This window comes from Commensalibacter sp. B14384M2, assembly GCF_016101865.1.
Classification (GTDB): domain Bacteria; phylum Pseudomonadota; class Alphaproteobacteria; order Acetobacterales; family Acetobacteraceae; genus Commensalibacter; species Commensalibacter melissae.
This window is the reverse complement of record NZ_JACFPS010000001.1, coordinates 418,534-434,754: the sequence shown is the minus strand read 5'-3', so window position 1 is coordinate 434,754 and position 16,221 is coordinate 418,534. Positions and strand designations below refer to the sequence as shown.

Here is a 16,221-nt window from a genome sequence, read left to right as displayed (position 1 = left end):
TTGATTATGTCTTATAAACCTTCTTTTTATCGGATATTTTATTACAATATTGTGCAATGATCGCAATTACAAATAGCTGAATTTGATGAAAAATCATTAAAGGCAATATTATCATTCCCACCATTGAGGGAGGCAATAACACGTTTGCAATTGGAACCCCGGAAGCTAGAGATTTTTTTGATCCACAAAAAACAATGCTGATTTGGTCCTGCCAACAAAATTTAAAAAGTTTCGATAGCAAAAAAGAAATTATTAAAATTGAATCTAGTAAAACCACGTCAATTAAAATCAGTTTCATAAGCTGATACAAGGATAATTTGTACCATAAACCCATATTCACTGCCTGACTAAAAGCTGTATAAACAACAATCAGGATTGACCCACGATCAGAACAGGATAAAAGACGGGAATTTCTTAATGCCCATTCCCTTATCCACGGCTGCAGGATCTGTCCCATGATAAAGGGTAATAACAATTGGTAAACTATGTTAAGATTATCTCTTGAAAAAATAGCCTGATGATGATTAGAAAATATTAATCCAACCAAAAAAGGAGTTATGAAAATTCCCAGAATATTTGAGGCAGTAGCTGAACATATTGCAGCCGGCACATTTCCTTTTGCGATTGATGTAAATGCAATTGACGATTGTACTGTAGATGGTAAACAGCATAAAAAAAGAATGCCTATCCATAAATCAGGCAATAACATTTTTGGGAATAAATAATGCAAGCCTAATCCCAGTATAGGAAAAATGACAAACGTACATGCAAAAATTAGTAAATGTAATCTCCAGTGAAAAATACCCTCAATCACTGCTTGACGAGATAACCTTGCACCTTGCAAAAAAAACATAAGAGCAATGGCTATTACAGCCAGATTATTAAAAAAAAGAACACCCGAACCGTGACATGGAAAAAAACTTGCCATTGCAACGGTCATTAATAGTAAAATTAAAAACGGGTCCAGATATTTCGGCATTGAAAATCCTTAACCTTTTAGTTTTGATCCAAATCATTATCCAACTATTATAATTTTCAATCTTTTGTAAATAACCCTTTAATATCTTTCTTAATATCGATATAGTTTAATTCTTTTTTGAAAATGAAAAATGTTTCTATGGTTATGAGTATATTTTTAAAGTCTTTGCCTTTTTTCGTGCTGATGCTTATTTATTCACTATTTAATAATGCAGTAACTTTCGCTTCTGTAACTTGGCATTCATACTGTTCAAATATATCATCAGACACTGTTGATCATCATATCAATTCTTTACAAGTTACTAATTATACTGTCAAAATTCCGGATAATTCCAATGTTTTCCTGAATAGCAAACAGTTAATGGTAAACCAGAGCGGTAAAACCTTGTCCAAGGATCAGTTGCAAAGAGTTACCAATATCACATCGACCGGATTGTTGACCGTATTTCTGAAATATCAAATCAATTCCTGTAACAAAAATTACTATACTGATTCTATTACACCTATATTAAAACAACTTAAACAAAACGAACAACTTACCATTATATGGCGAAACATTTTAATAAAAAATTTAAACAATGCCTACAAAGCTGATGAAATACGGTTGCAAGTTCAAAATATCGCTGACAATGTAAATTTGAAACTGTTTTTTTCAGGTCTGAATGAAATAAATCCCTCTCAAAAATCAAACCTTTTCCTTCCAAGAGAAGGCATTTTGAATCTGAATACCCCTACAAAATATTATCCCCTAATTTTAGCCGCCGCGAGTGGCAATAATGAGGATAAATTTTATGACCTGTCATTACCGTTAAAAATCAATAACTTAATGATGCAGAACAATTTAACCCATATTACTGCGTATGGAAACGCCTTACTTGACCGAGAGCTCAACTTCCAATCGGCAAAAGGTAAAATCACTGTAAGCAATATGGAAAAATTGATTGCAAATAGTGGTTCTACCCGTATAAATAATCTAAAGACAGCATTGATTTTGGCTAAATTTGCCGGACGTTCTGTCGGAAACAATAATCTTGAATGGGATATAAACTGGCAGGGAAATCTGTTCAAGGTTAATAATGTTCCCATTCCCGTATGGTAATTTAAACAAAGAATATGAATTAAACAGTAACCTGATTAATGGGTTTGATACCATACTGATTATTTTCTGAACCGGGAAAACTTGCTATAACAAGAAAAATAATCTGAATTAAAAAATTGAGGTATAGATAGGGTAAGGGAATAATCATCAACAAAACCCACCAACCTGACAAATTAAGATCATGCAGGCGACGTATGAACAGTACAAATGATGGAAAGATCGTTAATAAAAAATATATTAAAAAAAATAGATGGATATCACAATAATAATAATGAAAAGTCACTCTGTAAATCAAATGAAAATATTCATCTATACAAAATAAAAAATATAGAATCAGACTATTTAGAATTGCAAAACACCAAAAACCTGATCTGCTTGTCCTGCCACTGAAATAAAAATAATGAAGTATAGCATCCCACCAATTCGATATAAAAATTGAAATCACCCGACCCAATCGAATATTATGCATCTTCATCATTTTATTTATTTCTCAAAAAAAAGCGAAACCATGGCTTCCCATGACTGCACCAATGATTGTAATGAAACTGATGGTTAATAAAAACCAGTGTAATCTCTGAACCTTAACATATACATTATCGGGTTGTTGCTGACCACTATCCCCTAATTTTTTATTGAGTATAAAGGGTTCAATAACAAATAACATGGTTGTAAAGATTAACCACACCAAAAACATGGCATGCATCCACCAAAATTCTATATGCTCAAATCGATTCCATATTTGCATTCGCCATACCATGTAAAACCCGGATAATCCGGCTATCAAAGTTGTAAAACGAGCCTGTGTAGCAAAACGCCTTTCAATACGATGAAATATAGACAATCGTTCGCTGGATGAAAAATTTTTACGAATGGTTGGTAGAAGAACCGTTGTCACCATACATACCCCACCTATCCAAATTACAATTGCCAATACATGTAAAGCCCGCGCCAAAATTAAATCTGACATCTTGTTTCTCTTGAATTAATTAATATGTATATTTTTTACATCAATTTAATTTGAAAAAAATAAAAGTGCAATTATAATTTGCAAGGTAATAATATAAATAGCGAAATTTAATGTTCAAAACTTTGCAATAGCAAAGAAAATGCCTGTGTAAAATTGTTTCGATTGGGGTATCTCAGATAATATCCTGAAAAAGAGGGACAGTATTCAGATAAAACATGTACAAGATGTTTTTGCTGAATGGCGTGATAAACCTCTTTCAAGGGTATATAGGCAAAACCAAAACCATCCAGTGTGGCCTGTATGACCTGGGTTAGGGTATTACAAGAAAATTGACCTTCCATATGGATTATTTGTGTATTACCCTTTACAACAAATTCCCAATCATACTGATTTTGCATAAAAGAAAGAAAGTAGTTTATAGATTGATGTTTGAGCAAATCATGCGGCGTTTTTGGAATTTTTTTATCTTGTAAATATAATGGTGACGCGACAACCGCTATTTGGACAGGTGCGCTAATTTTTATTGATAAGAAATCTTTGTCTACAACTTCGCCAAGGCTTATTTTTGCATCATATTTTCCATGAATTTCTTTTTGAAGATTGGAAGAAACCTCTACATTAAATTTTATATCAGGATAATGTCGCAAAAAATTTCGCAAATGAGGCCATACAACAAAGTTTGCAGCATGTTCATCTGTTAAAAGATTGATATTTCCAAAAGGCCTTTTTTTCAAATCAATAATCTTGCCAAGCTCTTCAACAATTTCCTCTAATCTCGGCGCAATATTTTTCAATAAAATCTCACCAAGCTTGGTTGGCTCTACACTTCGTGTAGTACGGGATAATAATTGCACATCTAGATTTTTTTCAAGATTTCGCATGGTATGACTTAATGCGGATTGGGATACACCTAATTTTGATGCTGCCTTTGTAAAACTTCTTTCTTTAGCAATTGTTAAAAAAACCAAAAGATCATTGACATTTTTTTGCAACATAATCTAATTTCTCTACTTAACTTTATTTATTTCTTAAAAAAACATTTAAATTACGTAACATTATCATTGGATTAAAAAATATTCAATGATTTTAATAAATTATGTCTTATTAATAAATAAATTCATGAATGCTTCAAAATGTCATTTCTAGCTAAATTCAGTCTGCCTAATTTAGGAAATGACGTTTTATTATCGGTAAATTTCAACAAGCTTGTTTAATAAGAATTGACAACGCTGAATCCGTTTTGCAAACGGGGTTTCTCGCAAATATATCAATTTACCATCAGGACGCAATCTCACAGACTGATCTTTAATACCGGCTATCCATTGTACTAATCCTTCAGGATTTTTGAATTGATTGTTAAAAAACTGAACAACAACCCCTTTCGGTCCAGCCTCAATGCGATTAACACCAACTTTTTTACAAAGTTTTTTCAGTTTCATTACATGAAGCAGATTGCTTACTTCTTCAGGCAAGGTCCCAAAACGATCTATCAATTCCACTTGCATGGCTTCAATATCATCATGATTTTCCAGATTGCCTATTCGTCGATATAAACCCAATCTTACTGATAGATCCGTCACATAGGTTTCCGGGATCAGAACAGGTAATCCCAAAGTGATATTGGGTGTCCAATCCTGATTTTCCAATAACTGATTATTTTTTTCTGCACGGAGGCTTGCCACTGTTTCTTCAAGCATCTTCTGGTATAGCTCAACGCCAACTTCCCGAATATGACCAGACTGTTCTTCTCCCAGCAGATTACCCGCCCCTCTCAAATCCAGATCGTGAGATGCCAAAGTGAATCCTGCCCCAAGATTATCCAGTGACTGCATTATTTCCAGTCGCTTTTCAGAATTCTTGGAAAGAAAATGATGCTGTGGCCATGTCAAATACGCATATCCACGCTGTTTTCCCCGTCCCACACGACCTCTCAATTGATATAACTGACCTAATCCAAAATGATCAGCCTTATAGATTATCAGTGTATTGACAGTTGGCATGTCCAGTCCACTTTCAACAATATTGGTCGAAAGCAATACATCATATTTACCTTCATTGAATTCAGTCATCACCCGTTCAAGTTCTGTAGGGGATAACCGCCCATGAGCTTGTACCAACCGTAAATCTGGAACTATATCCAAAAGTTGATCTTGCAGGTTTTGCAAATCCTGAACACGTGGTGCAACACAGAATATTTGCCCCCCTCTGAATCGCTCCCTTTGAATAGCCTCTCGAATAACGATACGATCAAAGGGCATGATAAAAGTTCTAACAGCCAAACGATCAATTGGAGGCGTTGCGATTAGACTTATCTCTCGCATTCCAGTCAATGATAATTGCAACGTCCTTGGTAATGGGGTGGCAGATAATGTCAATACATGAATATCTTCACGCAAGGTTTTCAATTTCTCTTTGTGCGCAACACCAAAATGCTGTTCTTCATCTATAATAAGCATACCCAAATTTGCAAACTTGATCGTCTTGGCTAGTAAAGCATGTGTACCAATCACTATATTGACATTGCCATCTGCCAATTCCTTTTTGATCTGTGCCGCATTTTTTGATGTCACCATTCTGGAAAGTTGGGCAATTTTTACCGGAAATCCCTCAAAACGTTTCACAAAGGTTTGATAATGTTGACGTGCCAATAGGGTTGTCGGTACCACAACCGCCACCTGGCTTCCATTCATGGCCACAATAAAAGTGGCACGTAATGCCACTTCTGTCTTACCAAAACCAACATCACCACAAATCAAACGATCCATGGGACGTCCGGAAGCAAGATCCTGAATAATATCAGCAACAGCCCTTGCCTGATCATCCGTTTCAATAAAGGGAAACCGTGCACAGAACTCCTCCCACAATCCTTCAGGAGGGGTCTCGATCGTCGCTTCCTGCATCAAGCGGGCCGCGGCTGTTTTCAATAACTCACCAGCCATGTCCCGAATACGAGCCTTCATTGTGGCTTTACGTTTTTGCCATGCAGGACTTCCCAGTTTATCCAGAGCAACACCCGTTTGATCAGATCCATAACGGCTCAATAACTCAATATTTTCGATAGGTAAGAATAATTTTTCATCACCATGATAAACAAGTGCCAGACAATCGTGTGGCGCAGCACCTATTTCCAGATTAACCAGTCCTTGATAACGACCAATCCCATATTCCTGATGTACAATAAGATCTCCCTCGCTAATTTCAGAAGCTTCTGAAATGAACTGCTCGGCTTTTTTCCGTTTTCTATGTGGACGTGAAATTCTTTCCCCTAACAAGTCGGCTTCAGAAACAAGAATGAAATCATCGGCAACAAATCCGCGATCCAAACCAAAAGTCAATAATCCAACAGAAGCTTCCCTGAAATTTTTAACTTCTTGCCACCCTTCCAGTTTCTGAACTGCGATTTTGTGTTCTTTCAATAATGTAGCGATGCGCTCTCTTGATCCGTTTGTCCAGCCGGCAACCAATGTTTTCCGTCCAGATGAATACCATTCCCTGAATCTTGACTTGAACATATCAAAAACATTATCGGCTTCGACTGTCAGATTACTTTTAGCAAAAACTATACCTGGCCTTCCCCCTGCATCCATTCCACTGGATCCGTCAGGCATTGCAAAAGGATAAAAATACACCCCTTTATATCGCGTGACTATATGATTCCACTCAGATTGAGTAAGATATAGCAAATCAGGTGGTAAGGGACGATATACAACTTCGCCATTTCTTACTGGCTGTTTGCGGGCTTCATAATGATCAGCAATCATTTCCAGTCTTGGTTGCAATGCCTCCTCGGCCTGATATGAAAAAGACAGTTTAACATCAGAAACATAATCAAAAAACGTTTCCATCTTATCATGAAAAAGAGGTAACCAATGTTCAAGTCCTTGAACCATTCGGCCTTCCGAAACGGCTTCATAAATTGGATCACTCATTGATCCCTGACCAAACAGTTCTCGCCATTTCGTACGAAACCTTGATATGCTTTCCCCATCCAGAGAATAAGCTGCGGTAGGTCTTAAAACAAGTTCCGTAACTTTCCGAGTTGAACGTTGCGTAATCGGATCAAAACAGCGAATTGAATCTATCTCATCTCCGAATAAATCCAAGCGGACAGGCTCTTCTTCCCCAGCCAGGAAAATATCAAATAAACTACCCCTCAAGGCAAATTCACCCGGTTCCATAACTGTATCCGTACGATTGTATCCCTGCGCAACAAGAAGTTCGACTAAAAATTCCTGATCCAGACTTTCACCCTGTTTAAGGGTCAGAGCACGTCCTGCAAAGACTGATCTGGGTGCTATTTTTTGTAACAGTGCGGGTATTGTCGTCAATATGATCCTTGGCCCGGTCAAGGGTTCAAGTAATTGCGTCAATGTTGCTACCTGTTCCGAGGTTATCGCCTTGTTCGGGGATACACGGTCATAAGGCAAACAATCCCAGGCAGGAAAATTCAAAACATTTAGTTGAGGTGCGATATAATAGAGTAAATCAGCCAACCGGTTCATATCTATATCATTCCGTGCGACATGAACCAGAACATGGTTATCTTTTTGATAACATTCCTGAGCAATTTTACTTAATAAAAAGGCATCATATCCCTCGGGAGCTCCCCATATCGGCAAAAAATTTTTAAATTGCTTTTTTGAGGCTCCCCCCATGCGATTTCTCCTTAATGTTTATTCGGTTTATTTTGTTGAGCAAAATGATATAGCGAAAGAAAAACAGGACTCTCAATTTTTTTTGGGTAAGGCTCGAAACCTGTCAACCATAACATCAAATCTGTATCAGCCAATTCCATTATTTTTTCAAAATCCTCAATTTCAATAATTGTCATTGCTGGTACATTCATCATCGCAAACTGACCGATGATTAAGTCAGCCTCGAAGGTCCCTCTATGAGTTGCACGATAAATCAGTCTGCGTTTTCGTGCCTCAAGTGAACTTATATTTTCTTTTTGCTCTACCATTTAACATATCCTATACTGATATCTAAATTTAAACAATTCTACACTCTCATAACCAAAATAATCATGAGTCCCCCCTCTATTCCACCTTCCCTTTATCTTTCCATAAAACCTATATTGTCCCCCTTATCCAGTCTTAAAGGTATAGGTCCGAAATTGAGCAAGTTAATGACCCATGCAATTGGTGGTGAGCGAATTATTGATTTACTCTTTCATTTGCCCACTTCAATAATTGACCGACGATATCGCCCCAAATTGCAAAATGCAATCCCTGGAAAAATAGTTACACTTCAAATAGAAATTACCCATATTGAAAAACCCCGTCATCATAAACAACCCTGGCGTATATTTGTTAACGATGGCAGTGCTAAAGCTGAAATGATATTTTTTTCATCGTGGCAAGCAAAAAAACTGACCCTTGATACAATATTTGTTGTTTCAGGTCTTTTAGAAAATAAAAATAACAAACTGATTATAACCAATCCACATTATATTGAACCTATATATAACCAACAGGCCATTCCATTAATCGAACCTGTATGGCCCTTAACAGCAGGCCTTTTCCCAAAAAATCTTTCAAAAGCTTTACGCCTGGCATTAAACCTATGTCCCGAATTGCCCGAATGGATCAATCCTTCCCTTTTACATCAACACCATTGGCCAAGTTTTAAAGAAGCGCTTCATTTGCTACATTTTCCAGGAGATTTCCCCACTTTTTTTGAAAATCAAACCTATGAAGCTGTTGAAAGTCGGGCACGTTCCCGTTTGGCATTTGATGAGTTATTCGCGGAACAATTAGCCATTACAAAAATAAAACATACAAATCAGTTAACCACAGGAAAATCCCTGATTGGTGATAATCATCTTATTTGCCACGCTTTACAAAAATTCGGATATTCACTGACATTTTCCCAAAGACAGGCATTCAGGGAAATTCAGACAGATATGGAACGCCCTTATCGCATGCTAAGATTATTACAGGGAGATGTCGGTTCCGGTAAAACCATTATTGCTATAATGGCCGCCTTACAGGCTGTTGAAGCGGGATTCCAAAGTGTTATTATGGCACCCACTGAAATTCTTGCCAGACAACATTATGAAACCTTTATGAAACTTGCTCCTGTTGAAATTTCATTTTTAAGCAGTTCCATAAAAGGAATAGCTCGCAAGGAAACCCTCGATAAAATTAAAACCGGAAAAACAAAAATTGCTATCGGTACACATGCCCTGTTTCAGGAACAAGTTGTTTTTCATAACCTGGCGCTTGTCATTATTGACGAACAACATCGTTTCGGTGTTGAACAACGCATTAGACTGGGGGAAAAGGGGGAAAATACAGATACACTTGTAATGACAGCAACCCCTATTCCAAGAACCCTTTTACTGACAAGATGGGGAGAATTGCAGGTTAGTCATCTTACAGAAAAACCTGCAAACCGGAAACCTATACATACCACGCTACATGCATTAAGCAAAACTGATAAAATCTTGGAGGGTATCAAAAGAGCCATTCAAAAAGGTTGTCAAATATTCTGGGTCTGTCCTCTAGTTGAAGAAAGCGAGGTTATGGATCTGGCTGCAGTCAAAGATCGTTACATGAGCCTACAGCATTATTTTGGTATCGAGAATGTAGGCCTAGCGCATGGCCAACAAGATACCGGCAAAAGACAAGCTGAACTTGATAAATTTGCACACAATAAAACCAAAATACTAGTTGCCACCACAGTCATCGAGGTTGGCGTCAATATTCCCAATGCTAACATCATGGTTATTGAACATGCAGAACGTTTTGGTCTTGCACAATTGCATCAATTACGTGGGCGTGTTGGAAGAGGAGAAAAACAGTCATACTGTCTTCTTTTACATGATGATAAAATTAGTTATATAGCGAAAAAAAGATTATCCCTCATACGAGACACAGAGAATGGCTTCCTGATAGCTGATGAGGATTTCAGGATACGGGGCGGCGGAGAGGTAACAGGTCGTAGACAATCCGGTTTACCCAATTTTAAAATGGTCAATGAAATCATGTTGGATCATTGGATTAATACAGCCTGGAAAGCTGCTGAATACTGGTATAACAAAGAAACTCAAGCCTCTATTGATGAAAAAACGTCAATACAAGTTTTACTCATGTTATTTGAAAAAAATAATATTCAAAACCTTATCAAAGCAGGATGATTTCCAGAATAGCATCACAGTAATGCAACAAAACAATTTTCAATAAATTATAATTTGTAATTCAAAAAATCTGAGGAAACATCATTTTAAGATAATTAAATTAACATAAATTTATTCTTCAATTATTGAAATAATTTCATATTTAATTTGCCACAAATCAATAATATTATAACATATTGACAAATATTTCCTTTCTCTTTTTTATATTTTCATTTATTTCAAAAAAATTAAAGTTTCATATAATGATTTCAAATAATTTAATTTTAAAACAAGATTTCCGTTCATTTGAAAAAATATCAAAGCAAAAAAAAATTTGTATTTCATCCCCTGCCATTTTATCTCTTCCCAAAAATTTTAATACTATAACAGGTAAAAGGGATTTCATGCGAGGGTTGTCTTATTATAACGTAAGATCAAATCCTAAAAATAATGATCAAATAACTTTACCTCTTACGTATTTGACTCTATTTACCCTTAAAAACGCATATTTTATCGTTTTCCCGGGACTGGACGGAGTAATCGTAACATCCGAAGGATATATCGTTGATGAACCTTCTTTTTTTTTATAAAACAACAATTGCCACCCAGTGAAAATCATTCTGGCTTTTTATTTCCAGACATTGAACAAAAGTCCAGTTTAGATAGTGTTTTTGTGGGTTTTGACGCTGCTTGCTTTAATTATTATCATTGGTTATTGTATGGAATCTCCAAAACACAATTAGCCAATTCCATATTGCCACCTGATACAATTCTTGCCTTACCATCTGAACATAGCCTATTCGACAATCGGCAATGCGCTTTCTCCCCAACAACTTATGTTCAAAGCCTTGAATATAGTGGATTGATTAATCGTGCCACTTTTATGAATTATGGTATTTACCCTGTAAAAAATCTGCATTTCTTCTGGCATAAACCCCTGATGCCGGAATTATATCTAACATTTGATGAAATTTATACCTTATTCGATACAATCCAGCCCCCTGTCAATACTTCATTACCCAAACGTTTTTACATTTCAAGGGAACATCATCCAAATCCTCGAATTAGTTTTGATGAACAGCGTATTATTGATAAAGTTTTGAATGAGAAATCAATTGAAAAAGTGTTTCTTGAAAACATGGATTTTGCTGCACAAGTCAATCTTTTTCGTCAGGCTGATCTGATTATCGCCCCTCATGGTGCAGCTTTAGCAAATATGGTCTTTGCAAAAAAAGATACAGCTCTATTGGAGTTAAATAGAAAACTGGATAACCAAAATCATCTGCGTAATTGTTTCTATCTTCTTACCGCAGTTAAAAAGCAACGTTATGGTTGCATAAATTTAAGTGATCAACCTTTAACAGAAAATGATTTATCCAGTGCGATAAATCAATTGATAAATTAGAATTCCTTCATCTGATCATTAAATGCAATATTAACAAACAAAAATCAAGGTAAGGTAAATTAAGAAATATTATAATATTTTAACAGTTCACCCTTTAGGAAAAATTTTTTCCGCAGTTTAATAAATCCCCCCAATGATTAATAAACCCAATATTCTCAATTATGATTCAGTTTTCAGATATCGCATAAGTAACGCATATTCGAGAGAAAGATTTTTCTGGACAGGAATATAGACAATATGACTATTTCCTGGTGCGATTTTAATGGCTTCCCCTTTCGTGTTTTCCATTTTTTCTAAAGTAAAGCTAACATTTCCGCCAGGAGTCATTATTTCTAGTTGATCACCAATTTCAAAACGGTTTTTAACCGCGATTTCGGCAAGGCCATCCCTGAAATTACCAGTGAATTCACCAGCAAATTGCTGTTTAACCGAAATTGATGAACCTGTTTCATAATTTTGATATTCATTATGTTTATGTCGACTTAAAAAACCTTCAGTATATCCACGATGAGCCAGAGATTCCAAACTTGTCATCAAATTCATATCAAATGGCCGACCTGCCAAGGCATCGTCAATTGCCTTGCGATATATTTGAGCAGTACGGGCACAATAATAATGAGATTTTGTTCTCCCTTCAATTTTAAGGGAATAAACACCAATATTAACCAACTTTTCAACATGCTGGATTGCTCTCAGATCCTTCGAATTCATGATATAAGTGCCATGTTCATCCTCAAAGGCTGTCATCTCCTCATCAGGGCGTTTTTCTTCGCGCAGAATGAAAACTTTATCCGTTGTCTCCCCTTCACCCAAGGTAGGTGGAACATCACCAGATTTACAACATGTTTCAGATTGGTTTTTATTGACAATTTCTCCCAATTCATTTTCACTTGCCTCTTCAACATCATATTTCCAGCGACAAGAGTTTGTACATGTTCCCTGATTGGCATCACGGTGATTAATATATCCCGACAATAGACACCGACCTGAATAAGCCATGCAAAGGGCCCCATGCACAAATACCTCCAATTCGATATCTGGAACATGTTGATGAATTTCTTCAATTTCCTTGAGGGAAAGCTCACGTGACAAGATAACCCGTGTTAATCCCATCTCTTTCCAAAATTTAACCGTGGCCCAATTAACAGCATTGGCCTGGACGGATAAATGTATGGCCATTTGAGGAAAATGTTGCCTCACCATCATAATTAGTCCAGGGTCAGACATGATCAAAGCATCAGGTCCCATGGTAACAACAGGCTCCAAATCTTTGATAAATGTCTTTAACTTTGCATTATGAGGTGCAATATTAACCACCACATAGAAAGATTTTCCTTGAGCATGTGCCTCATCAATACCGATTTTAAGATTTTGGTGATTGAATTCATTATTGCGAACTCGCAGACTGTAACGTGGCTGTCCTGCATAGACCGCATCTGCACCGTATGCGAATGCATATCGCATGGCTTTTAACGTACCGGCTGGACTTAAAAGTTCTGTTTTCAAAGATTGACGCATAACAAGGTAAAACTTTAATGAAATAAAAAAGCCTTTTTAACAAGGCCAAGAAATTTTTCAACCTTTTAAAAAAGCTATATGAAGATAAAATTATTTATCTTCATAATTTAATTTATCTAGGCAAGAGAACATGCCTCCGTTAACCGTCTGACCACTCTTTCTCGCCCAATCAGCGGTAAAAGCCCTCTCATCTCCGGCCCTTTATCCTCTCGTGTTAATGCCAGACGCAATGGATGAAAAAGAGATTTTCCCTTTCGACCACTAACCTCTTTCAAAATATTGGTCCATTGGCTCCAGGTCTCTTGCCCCCAAGGTTCAGTTGGCAAACATTCCAAGGCCAGATGAAGATATGATTTATCTTCATCCGCAACTTCAGGAATAATATCCTCATGAACCAAATCCCACCAATATCGCGTTTCAGACAATATATCGATATTGGGTCGGACAATATTCCAGAATTCTTCTGTAACAGCTTCAGGCAATCGATCTCTGACTTCTGAAAATTCCATTGTATGTAAACACTTTTTATTCAATGCCAACATTTGTTGAATATCGAACCTTGCTGGTGAACGCGAATATGAGGATAAATCATAATCCTTTGCCAATTCGTCAACAGACAACAATTGTGGATCTCTTGATGTCCCCAATCTTGCCAGATAGGAAACCACAGCTTTTGCCTCCAATCCATCCTCGCGTAATCGGCGCAAAGAGATACTTCCCAATCGTTTTGAAAGCTTACCCCCATCCTCGTCAAGCAGTAACGGTAGATGTGCAAACTGGATCGTATTTGGATGATCAGTCAATGCCTCAATCAAATCCAGTTGAACACCTGTATTTGTCACATGATCCTCACCCCGGATAATATGCGTAATGCCACTTTCAAGATCATCGACAACTGATGCCAAAGTATATAAAACGGTACCATCCGCCTTGATCATGACTGGATCGGAAATGGAGGATAATTTGACGTGACAGTCACCCATAACCAAGTCTTTCCATTTCATTTCACGCCCAGAAAGCATGAAGCGCCAATGAGGTTTTTTTCCGTTTGCCTCTGACTCTTTTCGTTGTTCAGACGTAAGCTTAAGCATTGCCCGATCATAAATAGGAGGCTTATTTTGCCGACGACGCAACTCTCTTTTAAAATCAAGCTCCTGTTTAGTTTCAAAGCATGGATACAGACGCCCAGACTGTTTTAATTTTTCTATTGCCAATTGATAACGATCCATACGTTCAGATTGACGCATGAATTCATCCCAGCCAATCCCAAACCATTTTAATGCCTGATATATTTCCCGAACATATTCCTCCTTGGAGCGTTCAACATCCGTATCATCAATACGCAACATAAAGGTTCCACCATGATGACGGGCATAAAGTGCATTAGCAACTGCTAGACGGGCATTTCCTACATGCATTAAACCAGTAGGACTTGGGGCAAAACGTAATTTCATAATCTGTACTTGTATTTTAATTAACAAAGAAAACTTATATTATTTGTCGTCTTCAGGAAAATCATCCTCTTCCACCAAACGACGTGGATCAAGCGCACGCCAGTCCCTTTCCATTGGCGTAGCAACATTTTCAATAAACATCATAATGGAATCCGAAGAATCCCAATTCTCTTTTTCTCGTGAATCAACAACTTTCGCATCTTCTCCAAAAGCTGACCAAGCATCAAAGATTTCCTGTCGTGAAGCTCCCGGAATACGGCATCTTTCAACACTGTCCCGAACATAAGTTTTGGCGAATGCATTGGCATGTTCCAAACTGTAAAAACCGGCAACCACTTCAGTGACCTCATTTTTTTGCTCACTCGAAAGATCAAAGATCTGTACATTATATTCTCTCTTGTCTTCTTTGTTCTGATCTTCTTGATTTTGCAAATTATTTACCCCATTCATATATTATAAATTATCATATTCCCAAGTTAGGCATATACTGTCGGGCAAGATTAATCAAAAATTCCCGACCTTTTTTAACCAAAGGTTTGCCATTATAGGCAATAATATCGGCAGTTGCATATGTTTCATTCCATAAAACAGGAATGAATGAACCGGTCCCGACAATATCAACCGGGGCTCTTGCTTCAGAAATGATACGACATTTCTCGATATCAAACCCCGATGAGGCAATGATCTTAACCCTATCAAATCCGGCCTCATCAAGTTTTTTACGCATATACCATATTGCAGCCGCAGAGACACCTGTTCCTGCCAGATATGTCAATTCTTTTTCGGAACAATAGCGTTGAATTGTTTCAGGAGCATATCGCATTAACAGTTCATATGATGACTGTCTATTCAGTCCTTCAATGTATCGTCCACCATGAGTATCCAAGCGCAGCAAAACTTTACCCTGGGCCGCCAATTCTGGAAAAGCCTTGCAAACCGCCAATCCATCGGTAATTTCTTGACCAAAGTAATCAACCAATACACCAAGTTCCTGATCTGGAAACTGCCCATGAAACATTTCAGCAGCTTTAAGGGTTGAACCGGCATAACCGATCAAGGCGTGCGGCATTGTTCCAAGTCCATGATGTAATCCATAAAATTTTGAGGTTATCGTACTCGCAGTCCCGATAAATCCTTTCGCTCCGTTCTTTTTTTGTGCTGCCTTGCTACCAACCCATGCAGCATACTCCACCAACTCCTGCATTTCATAACCGGCACAATGTCGCGCATCCATCGCGATGAAGCTTGTATCTGGCAAAAGTTGGGTCATCTGAAACGCATTGCAGGCGGCAACACAACAGGCGCCGAGTTTTTGCAATAATATGGTTTCCAGTGTGACAAGCTGTTTAAAGGATCCCTTTAAGTATAGTATCGGCAACCCTGCTCCAACCCATTCCCCTTCTGGAAATGCCAGTTTATAACTGGCATTAATTTTTTCCCTGGCGATAATATGCTCTAGCCATTCAAGAGCAATACGAGGTGCAGAAATTACAGGACGTCGTAAAAAAACGGCATAAACAACTTCTGTATCCCCATATTGCTCGATTATTTTCTGTGTACGAACAAAATACATATCCGTACGATTTAATATTTCCTCATTATTACCAGGTACTGTCACAGCCAAGGTAGATGACAGAATTTTATCCACGTTCTTTTTCTCTAATCCATCAGTCATCCATT

14 protein-coding genes are annotated in these 16,221 nt (G+C 37.3%); 4 read left to right on the top strand and 10 right to left on the bottom strand.

The genetic code is table 11. The features are described 5' to 3' along the window. Positions 1 to 4: 4 nt before the first annotated feature. Entirely contained in the window at positions 5 to 979 is a 975-nt protein-coding gene (locus tag H3R33_RS01960) for a bile acid:sodium symporter family protein (RefSeq protein WP_198184643.1), read from the bottom strand. A 144-nt stretch (positions 980 to 1,123) separates the two neighbouring features. Here H3R33_RS01960 and H3R33_RS01955 point away from each other — a divergent pair, with 144 nt between their 5' ends. Then, on the top strand, positions 1,124 to 2,077 hold the full coding sequence (locus H3R33_RS01955) for a hypothetical protein (RefSeq protein ID WP_198184642.1): 954 nt from the start codon (positions 1,124 to 1,126) through the stop codon (positions 2,075 to 2,077). Between the two features lie 19 nt (positions 2,078 to 2,096). On the opposite strand, the gene H3R33_RS01950 is transcribed toward H3R33_RS01955, so the two are convergent. From H3R33_RS01950 to H3R33_RS01930, 5 genes are all read right to left on the bottom strand, one after another. Then, complete coding sequence (locus tag H3R33_RS01950; protein WP_155568267.1) at positions 2,097 to 2,555, bottom strand: DUF805 domain-containing protein; 459 nt, start codon at positions 2,553 to 2,555, stop codon at positions 2,097 to 2,099. A gap of 12 nt (positions 2,556 to 2,567) precedes the next feature. After that, positions 2,568 to 3,044: a hypothetical protein gene (locus tag H3R33_RS01945; RefSeq protein ID WP_198184641.1), complete on the bottom strand. Its 477-nt coding sequence runs from the start codon at positions 3,042 to 3,044 to the stop codon at positions 2,568 to 2,570. Positions 3,045 to 3,151: 107 nt separating this feature from the next. Then, positions 3,152 to 4,039, bottom strand: a complete 888-nt coding sequence (locus H3R33_RS01940; RefSeq protein WP_122123776.1) for a LysR family transcriptional regulator — start codon at positions 4,037 to 4,039, stop codon at positions 3,152 to 3,154. A 189-nt stretch (positions 4,040 to 4,228) separates the two neighbouring features. After that, a complete protein-coding gene (mfd, locus tag H3R33_RS01935) occupies positions 4,229 to 7,699 on the bottom strand; it encodes a transcription-repair coupling factor (protein WP_198184640.1) in 3,471 nt (1,156 codons plus the stop codon). An 11-nt stretch (positions 7,700 to 7,710) separates the two neighbouring features. Beyond that, positions 7,711 to 8,007 carry a succinate dehydrogenase assembly factor 2 gene (locus H3R33_RS01930; protein ID WP_110438242.1) on the bottom strand — a complete coding sequence of 99 codons (297 nt, stop codon included), beginning with the start codon at positions 8,005 to 8,007 and terminating at the stop codon, positions 7,711 to 7,713. A gap of 63 nt (positions 8,008 to 8,070) precedes the next feature. Here H3R33_RS01930 and recG point away from each other — a divergent pair, with 63 nt between their 5' ends. From recG to H3R33_RS01915, 3 genes are all read left to right on the top strand, one after another. Then, positions 8,071 to 10,185, top strand: coding sequence for an ATP-dependent DNA helicase RecG (gene recG, locus H3R33_RS01925; protein ID WP_198184639.1), 2,115 nt, complete (start codon positions 8,071 to 8,073; stop codon positions 10,183 to 10,185). A 383-nt stretch (positions 10,186 to 10,568) separates the two neighbouring features. Then, complete coding sequence (locus tag H3R33_RS01920) at positions 10,569 to 10,754, top strand: hypothetical protein (RefSeq protein WP_198184638.1); 186 nt, start codon at positions 10,569 to 10,571, stop codon at positions 10,752 to 10,754. An 8-nt stretch (positions 10,755 to 10,762) separates the two neighbouring features. Next, complete coding sequence (locus H3R33_RS01915; protein ID WP_198184637.1) at positions 10,763 to 11,569, top strand: DUF563 domain-containing protein; 807 nt, start codon at positions 10,763 to 10,765, stop codon at positions 11,567 to 11,569. A 159-nt stretch (positions 11,570 to 11,728) separates the two neighbouring features. On the opposite strand, the gene yegQ is transcribed toward H3R33_RS01915, so the two are convergent. The 4 genes from yegQ to H3R33_RS01895 form a co-directional block, all read right to left on the bottom strand. Then, positions 11,729 to 13,087, bottom strand: coding sequence for a tRNA 5-hydroxyuridine modification protein YegQ (gene yegQ, locus H3R33_RS01910; protein WP_198184636.1), 1,359 nt, complete (start codon positions 13,085 to 13,087; stop codon positions 11,729 to 11,731). Positions 13,088 to 13,203: 116 nt separating this feature from the next. Then, entirely contained in the window at positions 13,204 to 14,541 is a 1,338-nt protein-coding gene (gene gltX, locus H3R33_RS01905) for a glutamate--tRNA ligase (protein ID WP_110438246.1), read from the bottom strand. 39 nt (positions 14,542 to 14,580) lie between these two features. After that, positions 14,581 to 14,973: a hypothetical protein gene (locus H3R33_RS01900; protein ID WP_110438598.1), complete on the bottom strand. Its 393-nt coding sequence runs from the start codon at positions 14,971 to 14,973 to the stop codon at positions 14,581 to 14,583. Between the two features lie 31 nt (positions 14,974 to 15,004). Beyond that, on the bottom strand, positions 15,005 to 16,216 hold the full coding sequence (locus H3R33_RS01895; protein ID WP_370533600.1) for a nicotinate phosphoribosyltransferase: 1,212 nt from the start codon (positions 16,214 to 16,216) through the stop codon (positions 15,005 to 15,007). Positions 16,217 to 16,221: the final 5 nt, after the last annotated feature.